Origin of the sequence: Paenibacillus sp. FSL K6-1558, assembly GCF_038002565.1 — a bacterium.
Classification (GTDB): domain Bacteria; phylum Bacillota; class Bacilli; order Paenibacillales; family Paenibacillaceae; genus Paenibacillus; species Paenibacillus polysaccharolyticus.
The window spans coordinates 414,829-438,829 of sequence record NZ_JBBOCV010000001.1; the positions used below are offsets into that span (position 1 = coordinate 414,829).

The 24,001-nt window shown below is 45.4% G+C and carries 16 protein-coding genes; 15 read left to right on the forward strand and 1 reads right to left on the reverse strand.

Annotated features, from left to right (window positions below; all coding sequences use genetic code 11):
• The first annotated feature begins 117 nt into the window (after window positions 1-117).
• Genes MHI38_RS01690 through MHI38_RS01700 form a run of 3 tightly spaced genes read left to right on the forward strand, consistent with a single transcriptional unit; the run spans window position 118 to window position 5,227 of the window.
• Window positions 118-1,809 carry an extracellular solute-binding protein gene (locus tag MHI38_RS01690; RefSeq protein WP_154889105.1) on the forward strand — a complete coding sequence of 564 codons (1,692 nt, stop codon included), beginning with the start codon at window positions 118-120 and terminating at the stop codon, window positions 1,807-1,809.
• A 38-nt stretch (window positions 1,810-1,847) separates the two neighbouring features.
• Complete coding sequence (locus MHI38_RS01695) at window positions 1,848-3,605, forward strand: sensor histidine kinase (protein WP_186809665.1); 1,758 nt, start codon at window positions 1,848-1,850, stop codon at window positions 3,603-3,605.
• A complete protein-coding gene (locus tag MHI38_RS01700; RefSeq protein WP_154889103.1) occupies window positions 3,590-5,227 on the forward strand; it encodes a response regulator in 1,638 nt (545 codons plus the stop codon). The genes MHI38_RS01695 and MHI38_RS01700 overlap by 16 nt, the downstream gene beginning before the upstream one ends.
• A gap of 129 nt (window positions 5,228-5,356) precedes the next feature.
• Here the strand turns inward: MHI38_RS01700 and MHI38_RS01705 are convergent, their stop codons facing one another.
• Window positions 5,357-6,121 carry a helix-turn-helix transcriptional regulator gene (locus tag MHI38_RS01705; RefSeq protein ID WP_154889101.1) on the reverse strand — a complete coding sequence of 255 codons (765 nt, stop codon included), beginning with the start codon at window positions 6,119-6,121 and terminating at the stop codon, window positions 5,357-5,359.
• Between the two features lie 274 nt (window positions 6,122-6,395).
• On the opposite strand from MHI38_RS01705, the gene MHI38_RS01710 reads away from it, so the two are divergent.
• The 12 genes from MHI38_RS01710 (at window position 6,396) to MHI38_RS01765 (ending at window position 23,839) form a co-directional block, all read left to right on the forward strand.
• On the forward strand, window positions 6,396-7,751 hold the full coding sequence (locus tag MHI38_RS01710; RefSeq protein WP_154889099.1) for an extracellular solute-binding protein: 1,356 nt from the start codon (window positions 6,396-6,398) through the stop codon (window positions 7,749-7,751).
• A gap of 106 nt (window positions 7,752-7,857) precedes the next feature.
• A complete protein-coding gene (locus tag MHI38_RS01715) occupies window positions 7,858-10,755 on the forward strand; it encodes an extracellular solute-binding protein (protein ID WP_154889097.1) in 2,898 nt (965 codons plus the stop codon).
• Between the two features lie 58 nt (window positions 10,756-10,813).
• On the forward strand, window positions 10,814-11,731 hold the full coding sequence (locus MHI38_RS01720; RefSeq protein WP_423246135.1) for a carbohydrate ABC transporter permease: 918 nt from the start codon (window positions 10,814-10,816) through the stop codon (window positions 11,729-11,731).
• A gap of 2 nt (window positions 11,732-11,733) precedes the next feature.
• Window positions 11,734-12,609 carry a carbohydrate ABC transporter permease gene (locus MHI38_RS01725; protein WP_090915952.1) on the forward strand — a complete coding sequence of 292 codons (876 nt, stop codon included), beginning with the start codon at window positions 11,734-11,736 and terminating at the stop codon, window positions 12,607-12,609.
• Between the two features lie 66 nt (window positions 12,610-12,675).
• Window positions 12,676-14,100 (forward strand): hypothetical protein, encoded by a 1,425-nt coding sequence (locus tag MHI38_RS01730; RefSeq protein WP_154889548.1) that lies wholly within the window; start codon window positions 12,676-12,678, stop codon window positions 14,098-14,100.
• Window positions 14,084-14,719: a YIP1 family protein gene (locus MHI38_RS01735; protein WP_145412998.1), complete on the forward strand. Its 636-nt coding sequence runs from the start codon at window positions 14,084-14,086 to the stop codon at window positions 14,717-14,719. The genes MHI38_RS01730 and MHI38_RS01735 overlap by 17 nt, the downstream gene beginning before the upstream one ends.
• A gap of 16 nt (window positions 14,720-14,735) precedes the next feature.
• Window positions 14,736-17,306, forward strand: a complete 2,571-nt coding sequence (locus tag MHI38_RS01740; protein ID WP_154889092.1) for a DUF5696 domain-containing protein — start codon at window positions 14,736-14,738, stop codon at window positions 17,304-17,306.
• A 53-nt stretch (window positions 17,307-17,359) separates the two neighbouring features.
• A complete protein-coding gene (locus MHI38_RS01745; protein WP_090915959.1) occupies window positions 17,360-18,205 on the forward strand; it encodes a carbohydrate ABC transporter permease in 846 nt (281 codons plus the stop codon).
• A gap of 17 nt (window positions 18,206-18,222) precedes the next feature.
• Entirely contained in the window at window positions 18,223-19,170 is a 948-nt protein-coding gene (locus MHI38_RS01750) for a carbohydrate ABC transporter permease (RefSeq protein WP_090915961.1), read from the forward strand.
• A 68-nt stretch (window positions 19,171-19,238) separates the two neighbouring features.
• Window positions 19,239-19,400 carry a hypothetical protein gene (locus MHI38_RS01755; RefSeq protein ID WP_186809664.1) on the forward strand — a complete coding sequence of 54 codons (162 nt, stop codon included), beginning with the start codon at window positions 19,239-19,241 and terminating at the stop codon, window positions 19,398-19,400.
• 91 nt (window positions 19,401-19,491) lie between these two features.
• A complete protein-coding gene (locus MHI38_RS01760; RefSeq protein ID WP_090915963.1) occupies window positions 19,492-21,204 on the forward strand; it encodes an RICIN domain-containing protein in 1,713 nt (570 codons plus the stop codon).
• A gap of 319 nt (window positions 21,205-21,523) precedes the next feature.
• The gene (locus MHI38_RS01765) at window positions 21,524-23,839 is read left to right on the forward strand and encodes a helix-turn-helix domain-containing protein (protein WP_186809663.1); all 2,316 of its coding nucleotides are present in this window, start codon (window positions 21,524-21,526) and stop codon (window positions 23,837-23,839) included.
• The last annotated feature ends 162 nt before the right edge of the window (window positions 23,840-24,001 follow it).

Sequence of the window (24,001 nt, forward strand, 5' to 3'; positions counted from 1 at the left end):
AAAGTCGCCAAACGGCGGCTTTTTCGTACTCATGACAGATCAAATGTTGTACAATGATAACAATTATGGAAAAAAGAAATAGATACGTTCATTCAATCAAAATGGGGGCATGTCACCATGCATAAGCGATGGATGTACAAAACAAGATGGACGATCATTATCTTTCTAACCGTATGTATACCTACTGGACATACGCAGGGAGACTCCGGTCTTATCAATAACCTATCTAAGGATCAGCAGGCCTCATCTTTGGCGGCCTATTCTCCGCCCATTCAAGTTTCTTTTGTCAGAGAAACGGGAGAAGACTTACAGCGCATGATTGAGCAACTGCCCGGTGAGACACTGGTTGATAACCGCTGGACTCGTTTGTACGAACAGGAGCTTGGTATTCAGATTCGGTATGACTGGATTGCAACGGGCGATGTTTATAATCAAAAGTTAGGGGTTTCCCTTGCTGCCGGCCGTTTCCCGGATGTCGTCAGAGTTAACCCATATCAGCTAAGACAGCTGAGCAATGCCAATCTAATTGAAGATTTGACGGAAGTATATCGTGATTTCGCCACGCCACTAACCAAAAATATTTTGGAGGCCGAAGGGAAAGGGGCGTTTGATGCAGCGACCATTAACGGCAAGCTAATGGCTATTCCCGAATCATCTTCTTCCATTGAAACGGCACAGTATTTGTGGATCAGAACAGATTGGCTGGATAGATTGGGGCTGCAGGCACCTGAAACGATAGAAGACGTGTTGAAAGTTTCGGAAGCGTTTACATCACGTGATCCGGATGGTAATGGAGAACAGGACACCTACGGACTTGCGCTAACGAGTTATCTATGGGACCCGGTAATGGGCGTTTCTGGATTTATGGCGGGGTATGGTGCGTTTCCGAATATCTGGATTAAAGATCCTGAGGGCGGTCTGACCTATGGAGGCATACAGCCTGAGGTACGTAAGGCGTTGGAAGTATTACAGACCATGTACCTTGAGGGACAGCTTGATCCGGACTTTGCTTACAAAAATGGAAGCAAGGCATACCGTCTCATTGATCAGGGGAAAATTGGCATGCTCTATGGTGAACAGTGGACTCCTTTTGTTGTCCAGTCTACCCGTGATGAAGATCCGAAAGCAGAATGGCAGGCATATCCGATCGTAGCCGAGACAGGTCGAAACAGGGTTGTACCGCTTCGTTCCAATACAGGAAACTACTTTGCTGTGAGAAAAGGTTTTGCCCATCCTGAAGTCGTCGTTAAACTGATGAATCTGCACTTGGACAGAAACTGGGGACAGAATGCGGAATATGAAACGTACTATAATGACGACTCACGTGCGGTGTGGATGCTGTCTCCGGTCACTCCTTTTCCGGGAACCAAAAATTTAGATGCATATCGAGATATTCGGGATGCACGTACAACAGGTGACTTTTCTGTACTGGAGAACGAAGCGCTGGCGATTCACAAGCGAATTGCTGCTTATGAATCAGAAGGTTTGAAGAGCGGGTGGGGATGGAAGCAGACTTACGGGCCAACAGGTGCGTTTAGCATCGCGGATGATTACGATATGAATGGACAGCTTCTGTATGATCAATTCACAGGCGGAATTACGGAAACGATGGTAGATCGGCAGATTATCCTTCGGGATCTACAGCTTGAAGTATTTATGAATATTATTTATGGATCACCTATCGAAGAATTCGATCAATTTGTAGTAGATTGGCTTGAACTGGGCGGAAAAGAGATTACATCGGAGGTGAACGCATGGTATAGAACGCAAGCCGCCAGGGATCACCAGGCGTTCGCTTTATCCTATTAAGGCAGGTGTCTTTGATCTGAAATCAGGAGGGGAGTTCGTTGTTTAAGATACCGGCACAGTCGTGGTTTAACAGTATATTTGCGCGGCTGATTATGACCTACCTGGTTTTTGTCATACCTTTGATTCTTCTGGGCGTGTATCTGTACCACTGGAGCTATGATACGGCAAGTCAGGAAATTTCTTTATCGACAGAGAGGCGGTTAAGTCAATACGCGACAGAACTTAACCGGGAGATCGAGTGGATGGAGTTGCAGCAGTTTGACATTGCAGAGGACCGCAAGCTGAATCGGCTGGCGATCCTCTGGAACAATATGGACCAGATTGAAAAACGGGAAATACTAAACTATTTGTCCGAACGGCTGGCCTCTTTCAAAAACAGCAGCGTTTATATCAAGAACGTTTATGTACATATTCCTACAGTCAACAAGAGTATCTCCGCAGTGCAGGGAATTGATGAATTTAATAGTACCTCATACGATTATTTCAGTTCATTCACGCACGAAGAAAGCATTCGATTCACAGTTAAAGACGATACCCTGAATCTGAGTGCGGTCCGTTTAACAGGCAAAATGGGAGACGCACCGCTGTTTGTTGTTCAGGTGGAACTGGATAATGTTGCTTTTCAGAATGAATTATCTCAACTTAATCTATACCCTGAAAGTGCTTCCCTCCTTATTGAAGACAAAACAGGTTTTGCTATTTTAGACCGGGAAGAGCGCGAGATCATTCTTGCCAATTACCGTGAATATAGTCAAAAGAACTCCCTTGAGAGCTTTCGCGTAAATGTTGAGGATACAGCGTACCATGTGAACCAACATCATATGCAACCTCTTGGTTTATCCATTGCTACATATTTGCCAGAGAAAATGGTCACCAAACCCTTGAGCAAGTTTTATAAATGGGCATGGATATTTGCCATCACATCGTTTATTGCGATTTCAGCATATCTCTATTCAACGTACAAACTGATTCACATTCCTTTATTATTGCTGGTGAAAAGGTTCAAAAAGATGGAGGGCGGGGTGCTGGATATCCCGATTGTACATCATCGCAAAGACGAGTTCGGATTCTTGTATGGCCGCTTTAATCATATGATTGAGAATCTGCAATTGCTGATTGACCGTGATTTCAAAAAAACGATGATGATGCAGCGAGCTGAATTAAAGCAGCTTCAATCACAGATTAACCCACACTTTTTGTATAACAGTTTCTTCATTCTGAGCTCGCTTGCACGAACAGGAGAAACGGATCGTATTGAACAATTTACGAATATGCTCGGAGAATATTTTCGATTCATTACACGTAATGGGACAGATCATGTGCCACTGAAGGAAGAAGTACATCATTCCCGAATCTATACGGATATCCAGCAACTGCGATTCTCCAGACGAATCAAGGTTGAATTCGGTGAGGTTCCGCTGGAAATGCAACAGATTCAGGTTCCCAGACTTGTAATCCAGCCGATTATTGAAAATGCCTATGAGCATAGCCTTGAAAAAAATACGTCCGCAGGTCTGTTGCGAGTCCAATTCCATATGGAGTCATCATGGGCGGAAATTACGGTGGAAGATAACGGGCATGATCTCCAGACAGAAGATATAGAGAAGTTGCAACATAACTTGCATCGTGAGGCAACGACAGATGACATAACGGGATTAATGAACATCCATAGGCGATTGCTTCTGACCTTTGGCGAAGGAAGCGGGTTGTTTTTGTCACGAAGTGAGCTACAAGGTTTAAAGGTTGTCATCCGAATCCAGTGGAACGAGGGGGAAAACGAATGTATCGACTTCTGATTGTAGATGACGAGGAGATCATTACGGATAGTTTGTATGAAACATTTGCGAGACATATGCCGGATCGGCTGGATGTATGCAAAGCATACTCTGCTACAGAAGCACTCTCCTGGATGCGGCGCTCCAGAATTGATATTGTGTTGACGGACATTCGTATGCCGGGCATGAGCGGACTGGAGCTGACGGAAGAGATTCAAAGCCGCTGGCCGCAGTGCCGTGTTATTTTTCTGACGGGTCACAGTGATTTTGAATATGCATACAAAGCCTTTCAGATGAACAATGTACGGTACCTGCTTAAGACAGAAGGTTACGATAAAGTGATGCACATGGTGGAGCAGGTTATGGAAGAGATCAGGGAAAGTCATGATATGCATAATCTTCTGGAACAACAAAGCGAGATTACATCCCGGTTGACCGCATTTAGGCAGAATGAATACATCCGAAAGCTTCTTCAGGAAGGTTCAACTGCTGCTTCATTAATTGAACTTCAGGCTGAACTACTAGAGAGGCAGATTCATCTAAAAGCTGATTCTCCGGTGTTTCTGGTGCTTGCAAGATTGAATAAGCTACATGAACCAGCAGAAGTTGAACAAGGGTGTACTGAATCATCTATTCGGATCATTGGAACATCATTGATGAGTGAATATACGGAATGTGTCAGTGCTACGGATCACTATGGTGATACGGTGTGGCTACTTCAGCCTAAAGATAGCCAGCGAGATGCAGACCAGCATTTTGCGAGATATATGGAAGGTACCTTAGAGCTTGTCCAGGAGTCGTGTCTTGCTTCACTTGGCGTGTCGATTGCATGCACACTTAGTGGACGGGGGTGTGATTGGTTCCAACTCCCGCAGCAATACGAGCGTCTGCGCTTGTTACAGTGGATGAAAGTCGGGGATGGCATGTCGATGGTTCTGACAGACAATTACAAGGAGCCTCAAGCGGGTACGCCGAAGGAATCACCGCGGATATCAAGCCGGGTAGAAGCAATGAATGGTTTTCTGGAGACAGGACGGTTTCAATCCTTCTATGATATCTTCGAAGAGCTTGTGGGAGAACTCCTTCAACAGGATATGACGATGGAGCGAGCCATGGAGACATACTATCATCTGGCATTGACCTTTTACGCAGCATTTAATCGCTGGGGACTGAAGCAGAAAACTCCGGATCAGCGAAGTTTTCTGCATTTGGAGCATTTTCCAAGCATGAAAGATGCCGTTCAATATCTCTATCTGGCAGCCGATGAACTGGTCAACTTCAAACGATCAAACGAAGAGGAACGTGCGAATATCGTCGTACAGAGTTTATGTAATTATATCAAGAGTAATCTGGAAAAGGATCTTACGTTAGTGCGCTTGGCAGAACTGCATCACTTTAATCCTTCGTATCTATCCAGATTTTTCAAACAGGAGATGGGCATTAATCTATCCGAATATATTGATGATAGCCGAATTCGCAAGGCCAAGGAGTTGCTCATGAACCAAGAGCTTATGGTGCGGGAAGTTGCACTACAGGTCGGGTATGAATCTGCTCATTCGTTTACTAGGCTGTTTAAAAAACAGACGGGCATGACTCCTCAAGAGTATCGAGAAACCTTACTGATTCGTTCGGCGGATCGGTAAGTGATAAGAACGTAATAAAGCACGCAGGAGTAGCATCTCCTGCGTGCTTTTCATTAGATAGATTTATCAATATATATGTAGCCTGGGATACGCTCCGAATACAAACGGCTCCGTATATTACTTAATTAATTAAGCGGTGTGAGCCTTTTGTCTGCGATAGGCATTGGGACTTGACCCAGCGTAAGCTTTGAATTTTTTATAAAACCAATCGATATCCCGATATCCGACCTCCAGAGCAATTTCGTAAATCCGCAGGTCGGTGGACAGGAGAAGTTGTTTGGCTTTTTTCATTCGCTCCTTCAACATGTAGTCATTAAAGGAAACGTTCTCTTGCATTTTAAACTTCTGACCAAGATAGGCACAATTGAAATGCAACATGTCAGCGATCTTTTTCAACGTAATTTCTTCATTCAGATGATCTCTTACATAAGCTTTCACGATCCGAATCACATGCTTGGAATCCATCGCTTTGCCATTGAGCTGAATCGTAGGCTTGACGGCAGGGCTTTTTTTCACAGGAACAGGCCCAAGTTTGTTCAAAAGTTCATATAAACTGTGTACAAGCGCGGAAGCGCTAAAAGGTGAGGGTAAATAATCATTCACCTGATAAGTTAATGCTTTGCGGACTAGTCTGAATTGATCCCTTCCACCGAGCAGCAGAATAGGGATATCGTTTGTTTTTCGAATGTGGTGACACAACCATAATCCTGCCGTATCATACTGCTCTGTATGCACGACGACAACACTGAAATCCCGATCAGATAGTGCTGCAAGAGCAGCGTTTGAAGAGGAAACCGAATCCGTAATTGTAAATGGGAATTTGTGGTCTTCCAAAAGCTGTTCAAGCTCTCTACACAAGCGGCGGCTATAATCAACAAGTAAAACACTGTACATGAAGCATGACCTCACCTTCTCCTGATATTCCGATCCACTGTTTAACTGAAATAAGGCTTAGTTTCATTATGGGAAGAAAAGAAAGCGCATACAATGTGCATTATTTTGCAGATAGTGCATTTCTTTACCAGTTGCAGGTGAAATACCCTAAATCACTCCTCAAATGAACCTGATCTATAATCTGACCGGGTAAATACCTGTATTTAAGCGGGTTGTTTGCGCTTACATTTGGACGATACACTTTGGTAGCACACGACAATCAGGGGGGAAGACAATGAAGAAAAACAAGTTTATGCTACTGAGTCTTTTGTTCGCGGTCATGTTGATGATCAACGCTTGTAGTTCTGCACCTGCTGCTGAGCCGGCACCCGAAAAACCGGCACCACAGGAAGAGCAAGCACCAGCCGAAACTGAGCCGAAAAATGAAAATTCTACACCAGAGATGGATTTTGACATGGGTGGCAGAACGATCAAGGTTGTGGCGTGGTGGGATATGCAAATTACAGATAACAATCCGGATAATATCAAACGAATCGAGAACCTCGAAGCTTTAAAGAAAAAACATAACTTCAATATCGAATACGTATCCATCGATTTTGGTGAATATCAGGAGAAAGTTGTAGCCTCATTAATGGCTGGCGAGCCGCTCGGCGACTTTGTTAGACTCGGTAAAAACTATGCTATTCCGGCACTGACCAAACAGGACCTGTTGTGGCCGGTGGATGATTATATCAAGAACGATCAGGTATTCAATCAAAAAACAACCAAGGAATATATGCAATACGAAGGGAAAGGTTACGGATTTACGGAAGATAAGTCTTCCTTCATCAACGGTATTTTCTACAATCGTACTCTGATGCAAGAGCTTGGCCTGAAGCCACTGCAGGAATATGTTGATGCGGACGAATGGAATTGGGATAACTTCCTGGCTGTAGCCAAACAAGCCAACAAAGACCGGAATAATGACGGCAAGCTGGATACGTGGGGCCTCGCTCAAACGGGTTTGCTTGAACCAATCCTGTATTCCAACGAAGCTTCACTAACCAAAGAGGATAAACAGAACCTCGAAGATCCAAAAACAAAAGAAGCACTCAATTTCTTAAACAAATTGGCTACAGAGAAAGTGGGCAGACCAACAGAAGGCGGCGACTGGACTGAACCAGCTACCTTCTTCCGTCAAGGCAATACACTCATGTATTCTGGCGCAATGTACGAGATTGAAGGCATCAAAACAGATATGCCTGACTATGATATCGGCTTCCTGCCTTATCCTAAAGGCCCAAGTGCTTCGGCCTACCATTCTGGTGAATCACGTTATCAAGCGATCACGATCCCTAAAGCTGTAGAGAATCCAGAGCAACTGATGTACATCTGGGAAAAAATCAATGAGATTGATTCCATCTATGACTATCCGGAACAATCCACGCTCGAAAGACATCTGACGGATGAAGCAGATATTAACAACGCCAGAGAAGTGGCAGCTGGCATGCTTGTTCTTGACCATAACACGTTCCCGTCCCTTCCTTATTGGGATTTTGATGGTGAACTGAAAGAAGGCGTATCCGTATCTACGTTGATTGAGAAATACAAGGCTCCTTTCCAAGCCGCTATTGATGAGGTATACAAATAAGCACTGCTAAATACGGGCAGAACGCGCGAGTACCAAGTGCGGTCTGCCCGGGTTAGTCAATCATTCTTTTGCTGATACGCTTACAGGAAAGGGGATACATGCAAACATGCGGTCACGTAAGAAAAAGGTACTGATTCTGGCACTTGTTCTGGCTTTGGTGTTCTCGATCATCGTGATCTATCCATCCAAGAATCAGAGCCCCGGGACAGTGCATGCACTTGAGGATTTTGAAGCTGTAGCGGGCACCAGGGATTCACGAAGTTATGAACATTATCAGGAAACGTATGCGAGCACTGCCAAACCGGACACTACCGTAAGGATTCAAGGTGAAGCTTATACAGAGGCGGATAACGGAGAGTTTAAGGTGGTGCAAGGATATGAAGGGTTGGATGGCAGTGCTGTTATTACACCCGAATCCGGAACCATTCGCTGGGATGTTCCCGTTCAAGTGAGTGGTTTATATCAGGTTCGCATTCATTATTATCCTGTCGAAGGCAAAAGCTCCGGAATTGAGCGCAAGCTGGAGTTAAACGGCCAAGTTCCTTTCCGGGAAGCGGATGTACTTCTGTTCGACAGGGTATGGGGCAATCGCGAAGATCACGTCCGTCAGGATGATCGAGGCAACGATCTCAGACCAAGGCAGGTGGAGAAGCCGGAATGGCAACTCGCTTCGTTTCGAGATAGTGCCGGATATTTTGAGGAACCGTTTCAGTTTTATTTTGAAAAAGGCAACCAGCAATTATCTTTGACTTCTCTCAGAGAGAGTATGGCGATTGATTACATCGAACTGTATCAGGAAGAGGCCGTTCCTACGTATGCCGAAATCCAGAAGACGTATGATTCGTTAGGTGTAAAGCCAGCCAGCCCCATCATGCTGAAAGTGCAAGGCGAAGAAGCGATCACCAAATCTTCACCTACACTTGCGCCCATCTCGGATCGATCCAGTCCATCACTTGAACCCTACGATGTATCCAAAATTCGGATCAATGCCATCGGAGGCGTGAACTGGAAACTTCCGGGGGAATGGGTTGAATGGGAGATTGATGTGCCTGAAGATGGACTGTACCAGATTGCGTTAAAAGTAAAACAGGATCAGCTTCGGGGTATCTATGCCACACGCAGTCTTACCATTAACGGCAAAGTTCCGTTTGAAGAGGTGAAACGAATTCGCTTCAACTATAGTCCGTCCTGGCAGACACAAGTGCTTGGAAACAGTGAAGAAGAACCCTATCAGTTCCATCTGGAGAAGGGGAAACACCGCTTACGGATGACAGTCACACTTGGCGATATTGCCCCGTTACTTCGAACGGTGGAATCAAGCGTACTTGAACTGAATGAAATGTACCGCAAAATTCTAATGATTACCTCCAACAAACCTGATCCACTTCGGGATTATCAGTTGGAGAAGCGTATTCCAGAGATGATAGAGGTTTTTGAAAAACAAGCTGTGGTACTCACATCTGTCGCGGAGTATCTCGAAAAAGCAACCGGAGAACAGAGTGACAAAGTAGCCATTCTGAATGCCATGGTTGTACAGCTCAAGGATATGGCGGCAAGGCCGGAAACCGTTCCGAAACGGTTGGATACATTCAAAATTAATGTCGGTGGCCTAGGTACATGGATTCTGACTGTACGTGAGCAACCGATTACGATGGATTACCTGGTTGTAGCTCCTTCAGGACAAGAAATGCCAAAGGCTGAAGCGTCTGCGTTCCAACAGGTGAAGCATGAACTGGGTGCTTATGTCGCTTCCTACACGGAAGACTATGACAGTATCGGTAACGTGGAGAAAAAGAAGGACTCAATCACCGTATGGATCACCACCGGACGGGATCAGGCTCAAGTGCTTAAGGGCATGATTGACGATACGTTTACACCGGATACCGATGTGTCTGTGCAGCTGAGACTTGTGCCGCCAAATATTTTGTTGCCCGCAACGCTGGCCGGAGAAGGTCCCGATGTGGCGATGCAAATGGGCGAAGATATTCCTGTGAACTATGCGATGAGAAATGCGGCAGCAGATCTAAGCAAGTTTCCGGATTTCAAAGAGGTGGCTAGCAGATTCCGGGCAAGTGGAATAACACCTTATGAGTATGACGGTGGAGTGTACGCACTACCGGAGCAGCAACATTTCCCAATGCTATTTTACCGCAAGGATATATTGAATGAATTAGGTCTGGAGCCACCAAAAACTTGGCAGGACGTGTATAATGCGATCGCTGTATTGCAGAAACACAATATGGAGTTCTATCTGCCGATTGAAGATACGCTGAACAATGCCAACATGGTTCCTAACGCCACATTTGCAATGCTTTTATATCAGAATGATGGAAAGTTCTACAACGAAGATGGGAAGAAAAGTGCGCTTGATTCAGAAATTTCGATGGAGGCATTCAAACGCTGGACGCAATTTTATACGAATTACAAGTTCCCGTTGAAAGCCGATTTTCCAAACCGTTTCCGTACAGGAGAAATGCCAATCGGCATAGCCGACTACACGACCTATAACATGCTGACTGTATTAGCACCGGAAATCCGCAACCTGTGGGACTTCACGATTGTGCCTGGCACACAGCTTCCGGATGGTTCTATACGGCATGAGGTAGCTAGCGCGAGCAGTGCAGTCATGATGCTCGAAAATGCCAATAACAAAGAAGCGGCATGGAAATTCATGAAGTGGTGGACGGATGAGTCAACCCAGATCGAGTACGGACGAGAAATGGAAGGTCTGATGGGCGCGGCTGCCCGTTACCCTACAGCGAACATTGAAGCATTAGAACAGTTACCTTGGCCAGTGAAGGATTACCAGAACCTGGAGAAGCAATGGGAATGGGTGCAAGGGATTCCGCAGATGCCAGGGGGTTATTTTACAGGTCGACATTTGGATAATGCTTTCCGAAAAGTCGTTAACGCGAATGAAAATCCACGTGAGGCTTTATCAGACTATGTACTGTATATTGACGATGAGATTGAACTGAAACGCAAGGAATTTAATCTGAAATAAAGGAAAGGGAGGGTAACGGTTGCAAGCTAAAACATCCAAGACAGCCGCCGCTCCTGTTATGCATACACGCCAGGTCGGCTGGTGGTCCTTATTGAAAAGGAATCTGTATCTCAGCAGGCATTATTACGTCTTAATGGCACCATTTATGCTGATCTTTTTCATGTTTACGGTTATTCCGGTCGGCATATCGCTCGGTCTCAGCTTTTTTCACTTTAATATGCTTGAATTTCCACGTTTTGTTGGTTGGCAAAACTATTCCCGGTTGTTCCTGAACGACGACGTATTCCTAATTGCACTCAAAAACACGTTGTTGTTTGCAGTGATCACGGGTCCAGTCAGTTATATTGCCTGTTTTTTATTTGCTTGGATTATCAATGAGCTGTCTCCTAAAGTCAGAGCAGTTATGACATTGGTTTTCTACGCCCCATCGATCTCAGGTAATGTATTTTTCATCTGGCTGATCATTTTCTCTGGTGACAGCTACGGATATATGAACGGTTTCCTCATGCGCCTTGGCGTGATTCTGGAGCCGATTCAGTGGCTTTCTAACGAGAAGTATGTACTGGGCATCGTTATATTGGTGCAGCTATGGCTTAGTCTCGGAACCAGCTTTTTGGCTTTTATTGCCGGTTTGCAGACGATTGACCGCTCGCTGGTGGAAGCCGGAACGGTGGACGGTATCAAAAACCGCTGGCAGGAGCTTTGGTATATTACGCTGCCATCCATGAGACCTCAGTTGATGTTTGGTGCAGTCATGCAGATTACAGCATCGTTCGCAGTAGCCGAAATTTCGATTGCCTTGGCTGGATTCCCAAGTGTTAACTATGCAGCGCATACGGTAGTCACCCATTTGATGGACTTTGGTACGATTCGCTTTGAGATGGGGTATGCTTCAGCGATCGCAACCGTGCTGTTTGCATTGATGCTTGGAACGAACATTTTCACGCAAAAAATGCTGAGAAAGATAGGTGAATGACGATGACCAGCAAAGTACGTGCCGTCTTCGGCATGCCGAAGAGACTTAACCGGTCATTTACCGTCAGTTTCATGTTGTTTGCGCTACTGGCTGTGTTCGGATCATTTATGGTGCTTCCGTTGATTTATGCGGTCAACAATGCCTTTAAGCCGCTGGATGAGCTGTTTATCTTCCCGCCGCGCTTCTGGGTGAACAATCCGACGACAGAAAATTTCGCAGATTTGATTAATCTGATGGGCAATTCCTGGGTCCCCTTATCTCGATATATTGCCAATACACTACTCATTACACTAGTGGGCACAGCTGGGCACATCCTGCTTGCTTCAGCAGCAGCTTATCCCTTGGCGAAATATCGTTTTCCGGGGTCGAAAATATTATTTACCATTGTTATTCTGTCATTGATGTTCTCGCCGCACGTTACGGCAATTCCGAACTACATGGTGATGTCCTGGCTTGGTTGGATCAACACACACGCTTCCATCATTGTTCCTTCGCTGGCGTTCTCACTAGGACTATTTCTAATGAAACAGTTCATGGAACAGATTCCTGATGCGTTGCTGGAAGCAGCGAAAATTGATGGCGCGAATGAATATCGGATTTTTTGGAGCATTGTGATGCCTAATGTGAAGCCAGCATGGCTCACACTTATGATTTTGCAATTCCCTGCCCTATGGGGAACAGACGGCGGTAGTTTTATTTACAGTGAAAATCTCAAAACGTTGCATTATGCACTCAGTCAGATCGTACAAGGCGGGATTGCCAGAGCAGGGGTTGGTGCTGCCGTAGCGCTACTGCTCATGATCGTACCGATCACGCTGTTTGTTATCTCTCAGAGCAGTGTGATGCAGACGATGGCTACTTCAGGCATGAAAGAATAGAAAGGAGGCAGCAAAGTGCAGCATAGCACGCGAAAAAGCACATGGAAAGGACGTAAATGGGTCATCATGGGCATGGTCTGCCTCCTGCTGTTCAGTTCAGCAGCACTGCCTGCAAGCGCAGACGGTGAGCCAGATGCCTATCACTATTCCTATTACGGAGATACCGTTCCAGCTCCGGCTGCTTATGAAGCCACAACGATTATTACAGGCAAGAAGCTGAATATAACGCCTTTCAAGGAACCGAGTGATATGCATGTTACCGCAGATGAGCGTGTCTATGTGCTTGACTCGGGTAATGGACGAATTGTCGAGATGGATCGCAACTTCAAGCTAGTACGGACAATTGAGTCGTTCCAAAATGACGGCAAAACAGATCAATTTAAAAACCCGCAAGGATTGTTTGTAACGGAAAAAGGGGATTTACTGGTGGCTGATTCGGATAATCAGCGGGTTGTGCACTTGGATAACAAGGGACAGCTCGTGAAAATTGTATCTGAACCGAAGTCAGACTTGTTAAATGAGGACTTTCAATTCAAACCTATGCGGATTGTGATGGATCAGGGTGAGCGAATTTACGTAATGGCCGCAGGTGTATTTGACGGCTTCATGGAATTCAGCGCCGATGGCGAGTTCTCCTCCTTCATTGGTGCAAATCGGGTTCAGGTTGATCCGGTCGAATATCTCTGGAAACGATTCGCTACTCGGGAGCAGAGAAGTCAGATGGTCATGTTTACCCCGACCGAGTTCACCAATCTGGATATGGACGAAGAAGGATTCATCTATGCTACCAGCGGAGATCGCGGCAAAGATCCGATCAAGAAGTTGAATGCTCAAGGAACAGACATTTTGCGGAGAGAAGGATATTCAGCACCTCAAGGTGATCTAAGGTATACCACGGAAGCTGGACCATCACGTCTGATTGATGTCGATGTAGGGGACAGCGATATGTACTCTGTACTCGATTCAAACAGGGGCCGCATCTTTACCTATAATGGCGACGGTTATCTGCTCCATATTTTTGGCGGCATCGGGAACCGGATGGGTATGTTTAATACACCTGTCGCGCTGGAGCGAGCGGGAGACCGGATGCTTGTTCTGGACAAAGCGCTTGGTGAAATTACCGTATTCCAGACGACAGAGTATGGACGCACACTACATGATGCCGTGCGCAGTTATTACAATGGCGAAGAAGATCAGTCTTCGGAACTGTTTGCGAAGGCTGCCGAGATGAATGCCAATCTGGAATATGCCTATGCAGGTATTGGTAAAGCGTTGCTTCGCCAGAAAGAATATGCCGAGTCGGCGCAATACTTCAAGCAAAGCATGGAGCGTCAAGGGTACTCCAAAGCTTTTCTTCTCTATCGGAAGGAACTGATGCGTGAACACTTTTCATGGGTGATGTCCGGTATATTCCTGGCTGTAGCTGCGTTCGTCACTATCGCCATCGTTCGCAGGCAGAAAAGGAGGACAACGAATGCAGGCATCAAGTAAACAATTGTACCAATACCCGCTGCATCTTATTTTTCATCCCTTTGACGGGTATTGGGAATTGAAATATGAGCGGAATCAAAAAACGACACTGCTGATCTCTTTAATGATTATGGTGTTGCTCGTCTTCACTAAAATTTTGCAAGCCCAGTACAGTGGCTTTCTGATTAACTTTAACAATCCAAAGTACCTGAACAGCTTGCTTGAGATGGTGTACGTTGTCATTCCCGTGTTGTTCTGGTGTGTGGCCAACTGGTCTCTAACCACATTGATGGATGGCGAGGGCAAGTTCTCTGAAATTTTCATGTCAACGTGTTTTGCCCTGGTTCCGATGTTTCTGGTGCATTTCCCGTGGATCTGGCTGAGTCTCGCTATTTCTGCGCAGGAAACGGCATTTTATTACTTCTCTAATGCGATTGCGGTTTGCTGGACCGTGTACCTGTTATTTGTAGGCAACATGACTGTGCATCAGTACACCCCAGCCAAAACGATTCTAACGATGCTGCTCACGCTTGTAGCTATGGCATTTATGGCTTTCTTATGCTTGTTGTTCTTTAGCCTTGTGCAGCAGATTGTCTCTTTTGTCTACACGATCTATCAGGAATTAGTGCTTCGGGGCTAGGAAGGAGGAAATCAGAATGAAATATGCCGCAGCCAAAAAAATAACCGGAATACTGCTGGTGAGTAGCTTGCTTCTAAGCGGTTGTCAGTTCTCGCCATCTACGGCGGCTCGCGAGACGGCAGCAGATGTTAGTCAAGTGGAGACTCCTTCCCTGCCTCCCGGAGAAAAACTGAAATCTGCTTTTAGTGATACACGCATTCCCGGTATGATCGGCATCGCCCGAAACAACGCTTTGCAGTTGTTGATCAACGAGGAGACTGCTGAAATTGCCGTTATCCATAGTAAAAGCGGACAAATCTGGCGCAGTAACCCGGAAGAACGCGAGAAGGATGGCATTGCAGCCGGAATTAACAAGGACCTTCTGTCCTCCCAATCCAGACTGAGCTTTTTCAACAGTTCAGGCCAGAGCAGTATGGTGAATTCGTTCACGGACAGTGTTCGGCATAAACAAGTGAGTTACGAAACATTACCGAACGGGGTACGCGTTCACTATCAATTTGGCAACACGGAGCGATCTATTGAAGATCTGCCAGTGAAGATCAGCAAAGAGCGTTTCGAACAATATGTGCTGGCTAAGCTCGATAAATCCGGCGAACGGGCCTTGAAAGTCGGATATGCAGAAGATAAAGATGAAGGCGTATACAATCGGATTGACAAAGCTATGCAAGGTCTGCAACTTACCCGTGCACTGAAAGCTTTCGAAGACGCCGGATACACAGAAGAAGATCTTGTCAAAGATCACACCGAGCATGGCATTGAGCAGGAACGAAGCGGGCCACGTCTATTCATGCTCACAATGGAATATGAACTGGACGGAGAGCAGCTTAAAGTGCGAGTGCCAGCTTCAGGTATCCATTTTCCAGAAGAGTATCCCATCAACACTCTGTCTGTGCTGGAGTACTTCGGAGCTGGAGGCTCCAAAGAAGAAGGATCGATTCTCGTACCAGATGGTTCGGGAGCGCTCATCCACTTCAACAATGGTAAGTTACAGTACCCATCCTACCAGCAGGATATTTACGGTCCAGACTTAACGATGAAGCTGCGTGAAGCCAGTTCCAGTGAAAGCAAAGCAAGATTGCCTGTCTTTGGAGTGATTCGTCCGGAAGGTGCTTTCCTGGGCATTATCGAAGAAGGGGATGCGGTGGCTGTAGTGAATGCAGATATTAGTGGGAAGCTGAACAGCTACAATAACGTATATCCCAGTTTTTATGTCGTGAACAAAAGTGATATTACACTTCAGTCCAGTGACATGGTTCGTACATTACCGAAGTTCCAGAATAAACCGACGTCGTCTGATTTTGTGGTTCGTTACGCTTTTGTAGGCGAGGAGCAGGCTTCGTATTCTGGTCTGGCCTCACTGTACCGGGAGTACCTGGTGCAAACCGGGGGACTTCCTGAAATGAAATCGTCTGAGGAGCAGTCTACGATCCCGTTTTATCTCAAGCTTTTCGGAGGCATGACAACAAGACAGCATATGCTCGGCATACCTTATAATTCCACGGAGGCTCTGACGACGTTTGATGAGGGAAAAGAGATTCTTTCGAAGCTGATGGAAAAAAATGTGTCGAACATTCAAGTGCGTTATGCCGGATGGTTCAATGGCGGACTGCACCACCGATTGCCGGATTCCATTAAGGTGGACGGAGTAATTGGCGGAAAAAAAGGAATGAAAGATTTCAGCGCTTTTACGAGTGAAGCGGGAATCGGATTTTATCCGGATGTAGCTGTACTTAACGTGCAATCGAAAAAAGGATTCAGTCCATCGAATGAGGCTTCCCGGTCTTTAACACAGGAACCAGCGGTCCTCTATCCAATGGATCTGGCTTTGGAGCGACGGACGAAGGATGTATCTGCTTCCTATGTCCTCTCACCGAATGAGATTGACGATGTGACAACAGATATGCTGAAGGACATGGAACCACTCCAGGCGGGAGGCATCTCTCTGAAAGATATGGCAGAACAGTTAAACAGCGATATGAATCCGAAGAAATTGCTTGATCGTACACAGGCACTGGATACGGTTCGAAAATCTTTGGATCAAATTAAACAACAAGCAGGTTCCATTGTGGCTGAAGGCGGTAACGCTTACGCGCTTCCTTACATTACAGGCCTTACGGATGCTCCGATGAGCAGTAGTCGGTTCAAACTGGAGGATGAAGAAGTTCCGTTTTTTCAGCTGGTCGTTCACGGCCGTATTCCTTATACCGGTTCTCCGTATAATCTGTCCACGTATACCGATGCAAGACAGTATGTGCTGAAGCTGATTGAATATGGAGCGAGCCCTTATTTTGCCTGGTTTAATGTCCCGGGCCATGTGGTGAAAGAAACGGATTACAACCATCTCTATGCCGCGAATTACGAGCAATGGATGGATCTGGCAGCGGAGGTTTATACCGAAGTTAGCCAAGTAAACAAGTCGTTCACCGGGCGTCCAATGATTACTCATGAATCTTTGAGTGAAGGTGTATTTCGAACAACCTATGAAGGCGGAGGATATGTAATTGTCAATTACAATGACTCTTCTGTTGAAGTAGAGAATCATACCGTTGAAGCCCTAAGTTATGTGACTGGTGGTGAGCAGCTCTGAAGACACTCCTGAAATCGAAATGGGGAAGTCGTACGTATGCTCAGCAAAAAGCAATGTGGGGTGTCATCTACGTACTTCCGTGGCTGATCGGATTTGTATTGTTTTTCTTCGTTCCGCTACTGGCGTCTCTGCGATACAGCATGAGCACCATTCAAGCCAACGCAGAAGGAATAGCGATTCAATTTACGGGGTTCGCCAATTATATTCAGGCACTTACCGTAAATACAAGCTTTAACCGGGCACTGATTGAGTCCATTACAGATGTACTTGTGAATGTACCGCTTATTGTCATTTTCAGTTTGTTTCTTGCAGTCATTCTGAATCAGAAATTCAGAGGCCGAGCTGTGGCAAGATCGATCTTTTTCTTGCCTGTTATTCTGGCATCCGGCGTCATTATGTCGCTCGAAAGCACAAGTTTAATTGAAGCTGTGAACCAGAACGGCACAGGCGGAAGTGCTTTTGGCACATTGGAACTGGAAGGTCTGATGCTTAATGCAGGTGTAAGCGAATGGATTGTTACGTATTTAAGTGGTGCAGTTGATCGAATCTACCAGATTGTCAGTCAATCGGGTGTACAAATTTTGATCTTCCTGGCCGGTATTCAAACGATCTCCCCGCAGCTCTATGAAGCGTCCAAGATGGAAGGGGCGACAGGATACGAGGCTTTCTGGAAAATCACATTTCCGATGGTCAGCCCGCTTATTTTTGTAAACGCGATCTATACAATTATTGATTCCTTTGCGAATAATGCGATGACCAAATTGATTCGGGACACGGGATTTGTGAAATTTGACTTTGGTCTTAGCTCCGCGATGGCATGGGTGTATTTCGTAGCCATTGCCATTATTCTAGTGATCGTATCGATCATTTTCTCAAAACGAGTCTTCTATCAAGATTAGAAAGGAGGGCATTCCGCGTGACGACATCACGATTATTATCGCTTGAGCAATGGAAGAGTTGGCTGTGGTCTATCATCCGATTTGTTCTGATCACCGGACTTTCCTTTGTTATTTTATTTCCGATATTCCAAAAAATATCCACATCGATCAAGGCCAAGGGCGATCTCTATTCGGCAGTAGTTGTATGGATTCCGCAGAACTTCTCGATCGACAATTTTAAGCAGGCCATTCGTGTCATGGATTACTGGGTAACGCTGTTTAATACGTTTGCATTGTCCGCTACAACAACACTGTTGACTACAGCCTCATGCGCGCTTGCAGGTTATGGATTCGCCAGATTGAAGTTCAAAGGAAGCAACTGGCTGTTTGCAGGAGTCATTCTGACGATTCTTGTTCCGCCAACAACCATTCTTATTCCCGTATATCTCAATCTGAAAAGCTTTGATCTGATGGGCCTGATGACGCTGTTTTCCGGGAAGCCGGTGAACTTGCTCAATACGTACTGGCCGTTTATTCTGACAGCCGTTACCGCAAATTCACTAAAGGCAGGTTTGTATATCTTCATATTCCGCCAATTTTTCAGAGGCATCCCGAAAGAAGTAGAGGAGGCTGCATATGTTGACGGCGCTGGGATCAGTCGCACATTCACTCGGATCATGCTACCGAATGCCATTCCATCCATGGTCACCGTCATGCTATTTTCCTTCGTATGGCAATGGAACGACAGCTTCTACACAACAACATATCTGACTTCGAGTAAAGTCATGTCAACACAGTTATCGTCGTTGCCGTACAATCTCGCTCAACAGGTGACAGACGGTGCAGCCTCTCAGGCCGATCCGTTCTATCTGAGCATGATTCAGGATACAGGTATTCTGCTTGCAATTCTCCCGTTAATTATCATTTATTTGTTTGTGCAACGATATTTCGTGGAAAGTGTGGAGCGTACAGGTATCGTAGGATAGCCGTTTAGAGCGAAGAAGTGTACAGCTATTACATGTTCAAACATTCCCAACGAAAGGAGGCATATCTCATGAGTGATTCCAAGAATTATATTAAGGACTATTCCAAGGAAGCTTACCTCAATGAGGTGAGTTTCACCGAATGGCGTACAGCTAATCTTATGTGTTACAGCCCGCATTATCATTGGATATGGAATGGCTTAAGGGAGCGCGCGCCAACCGAGTCTAGATGAGGTTAAATCTTGATCTTGCTAAATATCAGGTTTGACGGTAGCTTCCTATCGCAGTAATGTAAGCCAATTTAATTAAACAGGAGGAATAGCAGTGAAAAAGTTCATGATGTCTTGCAAGCTTTTACTCGTTCTGGCATTACTGATTACGATTGCTCCCTGGGGCGGTAGCCAAGCTGATGCCTGGGTAGGTATGCCTATGGGGAAACTAAAAGTGAGTGGCAAAAACTTGGTCAACAGCAACAATCAACCTGTACTCCTTAATGGCTGGCATCAACCCTCCGGCGCATACTGGACGTATCAGGACAGCAATTATTACCTCAACCTTCATGGTAACAATCGTCATGCCGCAACATTGGCCTATCTGAAAGACATCACAGACACATTTGCAGATACCAGTCCGAAATATGGCAGCAATCATGGCTGGAAAATGAATCAGGTGCGTCTGTTCATTGACCGTCAGGACATGGGAGATGTGGCGGCAGGTACATATAACTTTGCCGGTGTGCAGACTGTGACGCAGAACGTCATCATTCCTTATATCCAGTATGCAAAAACCAAAGGGGTATATGTCGTTCTGGGCTTGGACTTCACCTTGAAGGATGATCAGGCTACGACAGCTGCCAACTTGCAGAAGTTCAATCAAATCTGGGGTTATCTTGCCTCCCGTCCAGAGATTAAAAGTGCAGACAATGTTCACTTCGAACTGATTAATGAGCCGGTGAAATCGTATGCCAACGGACACTGGGGTGGATACAACGGAGAAAATGATTTCGTGGATCATTGGAATGACCTGCGTAATTTCCAAAATTCCATGATCTCCACCATTCGTAATCAGGGTGCAGACAACGTCATCTGGGCTGCGGGTCTGGGTTACAATCAGTTCTACAGCCTGACAGCAAGTCATCCGTTGACGGACCCTCTGAATAACTACGGTTATGCGGTTCACTGGTATCCAGGGTACGGAGCCTATGACAACTTCAACATTCTGCAAGATCAATGGAACACCAATGTGAAGGCTGCTGCGGATAAATATCCAATTAACATCACGGAAGTGACATGGTTCAAAAATAAACCAGGTGATTCAGCTTACTGGAATCTGTTCAACGGTAGTAATGAAGGTTTTGGGACGAATACCAAAACCATCTTCAATGCAGCAGGCAATGTCAGTATCGCGGCTCATATGAATGGTTTTATCCTCGAACCGGGAGCACGCAGTTCATTCGCTGATCCAACCGCAGGACTGAAGTGGGATGGAGATGCATCTCGAAGTGCGATGGGACGTTTCTTGTTCAACTGGTACAATGAACGGTCCCAGAATTATGGTAGCGGTACTCCAACCAATCCAACAAATCCGTCTACAGGTCTGGTGTCTGGTGCAACGTACAAAATTGTAGCACGCCATTCCAATAAAGTGATTGATGTTCCCGGTGGGCAAAATCAGAATAATCTCCAATTACAACAATGGAGTGATCTGGGCGGTAATCCTCAGAAGTGGGTGCTAACCTCCATTGGTGGGGGCAACTACACGCTGACGAGTGTGAATTCACCTGATAAAGTGATTGACATTCGTAACGGTACACAGACCAATGGTGAAGCTGTGCAACTTATGGCTAATCTCAATACAACGGCACAGCATTTCAAAGTGAATGATCTGGGCAATGGGTACTACAGCATTATCAATGTGAACAGCAATAAAGCCATTGAAGTTGAGAACGCTTCCACATCGGATGGAGCCAAACTTCAACAGAACACCTACACGGGCGCAACGAACCAACAGTGGAAATTCGTAGCGGTTAGTAATTAACTAACCTCAACATTTCCATCACGAAATTAGTGGCAACAAATAACCTTTTCAGGTCATCTGATGACTTGAGAAGGTTATTTTTATTGTACCTATGTATGGATACAACGAAATGGGATGACTGAAAAGGTTGTTATTCATTGCCTTTGTCTCGTGAAGTTGCACATTACGCTGGAGAAATCAAGTATTGTATAGCTACAGGTGTAAATGTACCATAGGGAAGAAGTTGTACCTTCACTGTTCAGAAATGCCCGTTGTATCATGAAATGATGATCATACACCGTTAAATGTAAGCGCTTGATTAGAAAAAGGGGGGAGTACATTGAAGCTCCTATGGTCCAAATTTTCACCGATGTTCCGTCGTTATTTGATTTCGTATCTAATCATTCTAATGATTCCACAGATCGCCGGATACGCCTCTTATCGGGCATCCATTGAAGCGGCAAGGGCCAGCTCGATAGAGAACAGTCTGAAGTCTCTGAATCTGGGCAAAGAAATCATTGAACGGAATCTGCTACAGGTCGAAGCGTTTACGAGGCAATTAGCCATTAATCAGGAGCTGTACCGTTTGATTGCCGATCCCAAACCACTGGATTCCTACAATGTTTATGGCATAGGTAAAATGCAGCGAAGTTTATCCATGTACAGCAGTACAAACGAATACTTATCCCATTTTTTTATTTACATTCCAAACTATAACGTCATTATTACACCAAATACGGTCTATTACAGGCCAGAACATTATTATGCAGCCAATGCAATGGAGGGTATGACCTTCGAAGAGTGGAGCGAAAACATATTGAAAAAGCCACACTTTAATGAGATTATTCCACTTCAGAATTACAAACGTGAAATAAGCAGCAACTTGCGTACCACCGCACCGGCAATTACCTTTCTGCAATCCTTGCCGCTGAATAGTTTCAATAAACCACAGGCTACCATTGGTGTTTTAATTGATGAAGATGAGATGGCTAGCCTGACCCAGCATATCGTTGATCAGTATGGCGGCTGGACTTTGGTTCGAGATGCGAACGGCGAAATTATCTTCTCACGCGGTATTGAAGAAGCAGAAGCGCAGCGTTTGGCGCAAAATGTGGGTAACGATTCGAATGAGGTACAGCCTATTGAAGATGGCCGACTGCTTATATCCATTCATTCAGATCGAAACGGCTGGAGTTACATGGCAGGTATTCCCGAGAAAGCACTTATGACCAATGCGGATCAGATCAAGAAAGTGACATTGGCCTTTACGCTTGCAACATTGACGCTTGGTTTAGGTTTTGGACTGATCCTGGCCTATCGAAATAGTGCCCCCATCTACAAACTGTTGTCTGCCTTCCGAGAACAAGTCAGTGAACCTTCAGGTAAAAGGCGTAATGAGTATGATTTTCTAGCAAGCCATATTCATCATTTAATCGCCAATAATCAATCGCTGGAGAACGCGCTGAATGAACAAATTCCGCTCTTGCGCGATGGATTCATCAAACGTCTGCTTACGGGTGAGTTCTATACTACTCGTGAACTGGAAGCTATTTCTTCTCAGACACAACTATCCATTGAGAACAGCCAGGGGATCACTGGTTTGCTCAAGGTGAACGGTTATGCGAGTCTGGATAGCGAAGAAACGATTCAGGAGCTTGGTGTGGCGAAATTAATTATCAGACAGACGATGACAGAATGGAACGAAGGTCTGCTGATGACGGACTGGGGCACAGATCAGATTGCTTTTATATGTCCCGTAACCGAGATGCCGCTGGAAACAGCAATACGTCATTGTGAGTCTGAACTCAGCAGATTAACCGAACTCATTTATAAGGAATACCGGATATCAACAACAATCGGTACCGGAGCCGCATACGAAGTTTGGAATGATGCAGGCCGTTCATTTGATGAAGCCAAACAGGCCATGGAATATGCGATTCATATGGGAGCAGATGAGCTCGTCCGATTTGAAGATACATTGAAGGAAAATGAAATGTACTATTATCCCATTGAGTCAGAACAGCGCTTGCTGAATACGATCAAGGCAGGAGAACTGGAAGAGGCTCTTCGTATTTTGGATCAGCTGTTTGCACGCAATTTCGAAGAGCGCGAACTTTCCTATGAGATGGCACAACAATTTATTATGGAGTTAAAGGGAACATACCTGAAGCTGGATGAGCCCAAAATCAAACACGATGATTCCTTTGCAGAAGAATACAAAAATGGTGTCACCAGTATCCAGATTACCGATTCCATTGCCGCATTACGTGGTAAATTCAAGCGCTTAACCGAAGATATGTGCAAAGAAGTGCTGCGAAAAAGATCATCCACACATGCGGATACCGTACAAGAAATTACGTGTTATATTGAAAATCATTATGGCGACGCGAATTTGACGATCTACCGAATCTCCGAGCATATGGGGAAATCCGAAAAATTCATCTCCCAACTATTCAAAGAGCATACCGGAGAGAATCTTTCCGATTATGTGGAGCGGGTGAGGATCAATGCAGCGTCTGGACTGCTTCGGGAAAGTGACCAAACCATCGATGAAATCGCACTTTCTACGGGATATAACAGTGCGCATTCATTCCGCAGAGCATTCAAGCGTGTACGCGGCATTTCACCAAGTGTATTTCGGAAGATGGATAATTAGGTCGCTAAATGTACGCTGCTCATATAGTATCTATGCGTATAATGTACGCTGATTTCCGAGATGTACCTTTACGATTCCCTCAGGTCGAACTTATGATATGGGCACAAAGAAAGCGCTACCAAAACAAGGTGACGCTCACTTCAACCATAGGGTTCACTGACT

Excerpts from the sequence above, each read along its gene's own strand:
- MHI38_RS01690 (WP_154889105.1), top strand. The coding sequence starts at position 118 with ATGCATAAGCGATGGATGTACAAAACAAGATGGACGATCATTATCTTT.
- MHI38_RS01700 (WP_154889103.1), top strand. The coding sequence starts at position 3,590 with ATGTATCGACTTCTGATTGTAGATGACGAGGAGATCATTACGGATAGT.
- MHI38_RS01705 (WP_154889101.1), bottom strand. The coding sequence starts at position 6,121 with ATGTACAGTGTTTTACTTGTTGATTATAGCCGCCGCTTGTGTAGAGAG.
- MHI38_RS01710 (WP_154889099.1), top strand. The coding sequence starts at position 6,396 with ATGAAGAAAAACAAGTTTATGCTACTGAGTCTTTTGTTCGCGGTCATG.
- MHI38_RS01715 (WP_154889097.1), top strand. The coding sequence starts at position 7,858 with ATGCGGTCACGTAAGAAAAAGGTACTGATTCTGGCACTTGTTCTGGCT.
- MHI38_RS01720 (WP_423246135.1), top strand. The coding sequence starts at position 10,814 with ATGCATACACGCCAGGTCGGCTGGTGGTCCTTATTGAAAAGGAATCTG.
- MHI38_RS01725 (WP_090915952.1), top strand. The coding sequence starts at position 11,734 with ATGACCAGCAAAGTACGTGCCGTCTTCGGCATGCCGAAGAGACTTAAC.
- MHI38_RS01730 (WP_154889548.1), top strand. The coding sequence starts at position 12,676 with ATGGGCATGGTCTGCCTCCTGCTGTTCAGTTCAGCAGCACTGCCTGCA.
- MHI38_RS01735 (WP_145412998.1), top strand. The coding sequence starts at position 14,084 with ATGCAGGCATCAAGTAAACAATTGTACCAATACCCGCTGCATCTTATT.
- MHI38_RS01740 (WP_154889092.1), top strand. The coding sequence starts at position 14,736 with ATGAAATATGCCGCAGCCAAAAAAATAACCGGAATACTGCTGGTGAGT.
- MHI38_RS01745 (WP_090915959.1), top strand. The coding sequence starts at position 17,360 with ATGTGGGGTGTCATCTACGTACTTCCGTGGCTGATCGGATTTGTATTG.
- MHI38_RS01755 (WP_186809664.1), top strand. The coding sequence starts at position 19,239 with ATGAGTGATTCCAAGAATTATATTAAGGACTATTCCAAGGAAGCTTAC.